The sequence below is a fragment of the Rhodoferax sp. genome (genome assembly GCF_011391645.1).
In the GTDB taxonomy this organism is placed as follows: Bacteria; Pseudomonadota; Gammaproteobacteria; order Burkholderiales; family Burkholderiaceae_C; genus Rhodoferax.
Window position 1 is genome coordinate 1 of sequence record NZ_JAABQC010000164.1, and the last position, 2924, is coordinate 2924.

Here is a 2924-nt window from a genome sequence, read left to right on the forward strand (position 1 = left end):
TCGGGCTAACCTGCGCTGCCCCCGCAACGGTAAGTGGACGAGTCGCAAGACTCCGCTTCCATCACAGCCACTGAGCGTTTTGAACACGCGCTTGGGAAGGCGATGGAGGTTGATTCCACCAGCCCGGATACCGGCCAACACGGTGGCTGCGCGCCCAAAAACGTGCAACCGTGACGCTCATGCACTGTCGGGGACGACGGTGAGGGCTTTTTGATGGTTCTTATTCATTCATGAAAACTCTTGGTATCAACAAGCGCGGTTGCGCTCCGGTGCGCCTTGGCGCGTCTGTGTTAGCTGTTTTTGCGGCCTTTCCGGTGCTGGTTCAGGCACAGACTGAGGCGGTGCTCAGCGAGGTGGTGGTCACCGCCAGCCGTAATGAACAGTTGCTGGGCTCAACGCTGCCCCACACCACGGTCATCAGCCGCCAGGACATCGAACGCTCGCAGGTCGCTGACCTGGTCACCCTGCTGCAACGCGAGGCGGGCCTGCAAAAGACCCAAAATGGTGGCGTGGGCACGGTGTCAAGTGTGTTCCTGCGCGGCGCCCCGTCGCTGCAAACCCTGGTGCTGATTGACGGTGTGCCGCAAAACAAACAGGATGCCTCTGGCTCGGTCAGTCTGGAACACTTGATGCTCGACAACATTGAGCGCGTCGAAATTGTGCGTGGCAACGTGTCGGCCATTTACGGATCGGGTGCGATTGGCGGCGTCATCCAGATATTCACCAGAACGGGAAGCCGGGAGCCGTCAGCCAATCTTTCGCTGGAATTGGGACCACGCGACTGGCGCAAAATCTCCGGCAGCGTGAGTGCCAATCTGGGTGCCACGTCCTTCAGTGCGGGGCTGTCGCGGGTGACAACCGACGGCTTTTCTGCCATCGACACCGAACAGTTGCCAGGTGCCAACCCGGATGCGGATGGCTACAGCAACACCAGCGGCAATTTTTCGCTGGTGCATCGGCTCGCCAATGCGCACAGTTTTGGTCTTCGTTTCATGCAGTCAGACGCGGACAACGACTATGACAATGCCTTTGGGGCGCCGACCGACATTCAAACATCGACGACCCGCTTGACCCAGACCACGCTGTTTTCCGACAACACCTGGGGCAACTGGCGCAGCCGCCTGTCGCTGAGTGAAAACTCAGACAAAAGCAGCAGCCAGGACGACGGCTTTTATGGGTCTAGCGACGGATTTACCACGCGGGCTACCATGCTGCGTTGGGTCAACACGCTCGTTCTGGGTGAAAACTGGCTGGCCAGTGCCGGCCTGGAGCAGCAGCGCCAGCGGGTGGCCACCAGCAGTGATTCTGCCTTTGTGACGCCCTACAACGAGGAGCGTGATGCCAGCGCCCTGTTTGCCGGGCTGGAAGGCAAACTGGGCAGTGGCAACCTCCAACTCAATGTGCGCCGTGACGAGGTGGGTGATTTGAGTCAAAACACTGGCTACCTGGGCTACAGTTACCCGGTAACAAATCAATTCAAAGTGACCGCGAGCGCTTCAAGTGCTTTCAATGCGCCGCCGCTGGGTTATCTTTACGCACCCTATTACGGCAACCCTGCGCTAAAGCCAGAAAGTGCCTATAGCCAGGAGTTGGGGGCTCAATATGAGCAGGGAAGTCAATGGCTGCGCGTTGTCTACTTCAACACGCGGGTCAAGGACCAACTGACATACGACAACACGACCTTTGCCTTCGCCAATCTTGGGCGCACCCGCAATTCGGGCTGGGAGCTCTCGTACCGGGGTAGCGTGCAGGCCAGCGACCTGCGCGCCAGCCTGACGCTGCAAGACCCGGTGGACGATATCACCGGGCAGCGTTTGCAGCGTCGTGCCGCGACCCTGCTGTCGCTGGGCGTTTCTCACCCGGTTGGGGCTTGGCGTTTGGGCGCTGACCTGCAATACAGCGGCGACCGGCCCGACGCCTACAGTGATCCTGTCACCTTCAGCACGGTCAAGACCACCCTGGAGGCCTACACGGTGCTCAATTTGTCGCTGTCCTACCAGGTAGCCCCCGGCGTGGAACTCAAGGCGCGCCTGGACAACGCGCTGGATGAGAATTACCAGACGGTGTACGGCTACAACCAGCAGCCCCGCAGCTTGTATGTGGGCGTATCCTGGACGCCAAAGATCTGATCTGCCAGTGAACCGTTTTATGAAAAGCCATCCATGAACCTGCCCGGCGCCCAAGATCTGGCTCCCCGGCGCATCGTCTGCATGACCGAGGAAACCACTGAGTGGCTTTACCTGCTGGGGCAGGAAAGCCGCATTGTGGGCATCTCGGGCTACACGGTGCGGCCACGGCGGGCGCGCGATGAGAAGCCGCGGGTGAGCGCGTTCATCAGCGCCAAAATCGACAAGATTTTGGCGCTGCAGCCCGACTGCGTGCTGGGCTTTTCCGACATGCAGGCCGATATTGCCGCTGCGCTGATTCGTGCCGGCGTGCAGGTCACGGTGTTCAACCAGCGCAGCGTGGCCGAGATTTTTTCGGTGCTGTACCAGGTGGCGGCGATGGTGGGGCAGGGTGAGCAGGGTTTGGCCCGGATTGCCGACATGCAGCAGCAACTGGCTGACATTGCCCGGGCCGCGGCCGTCTTGCCGCGCCGCCCCAAAATCTATTTTGAAGAATGGGACGTGCCGCATATCAGCGCGATCCGCTGGGTGTCCGAGTTGATGGGAATTGCCGGAGGCGACGACATATTTCCCGAGTTGGCCGTGCAATCGCTGGGCAAGCACCGCATCATTGGCAATGGCGAAGAGATCATCAAACGCAACCCTGACATCATCATTGGCTCCTGGTGCGGCAAAAAGTTTCGCCCGGAAAACGTGGCCCGACGGCCCGGTTGGGGCGAGGTCACAGCTGTCAAGACCGGGCAGTTGTTCGAGATCAAGTCGGCTGACATCTTGCAGCCAGGCCCGGCGGCGTTGACC

The 2924-nt window shown here is 60.2% G+C and carries 2 protein-coding genes and 1 riboswitch; both genes read left to right on the forward strand.

Features of this window, described 5'->3' with window-relative positions; all coding sequences use genetic code 11:
• A riboswitch (cobalamin riboswitch) is annotated at window positions 1-154 on the forward strand. This riboswitch is flagged as partial in the annotation.
• A 76-nt stretch (window positions 155-230) separates the two neighbouring features.
• Window positions 231-2129, forward strand: coding sequence for a TonB-dependent receptor (locus GPS82_RS13700; RefSeq protein ID WP_296495656.1), 1899 nt, complete (start codon window positions 231-233; stop codon window positions 2127-2129).
• A gap of 33 nt (window positions 2130-2162) precedes the next feature.
• A partial coding sequence (locus GPS82_RS13705; RefSeq protein WP_296495658.1) for an ABC transporter substrate-binding protein occupies window positions 2163-2924 on the forward strand: 762 nt, incomplete at its 3' end.

Bases quoted from the DNA above. Each gene is read 5' to 3' on its own strand.
- GPS82_RS13700 (WP_296495656.1), top strand. From the start codon at position 231: ATGAAAACTCTTGGTATCAACAAGCGCGGTTGCGCTCCGGTGCGCCTT.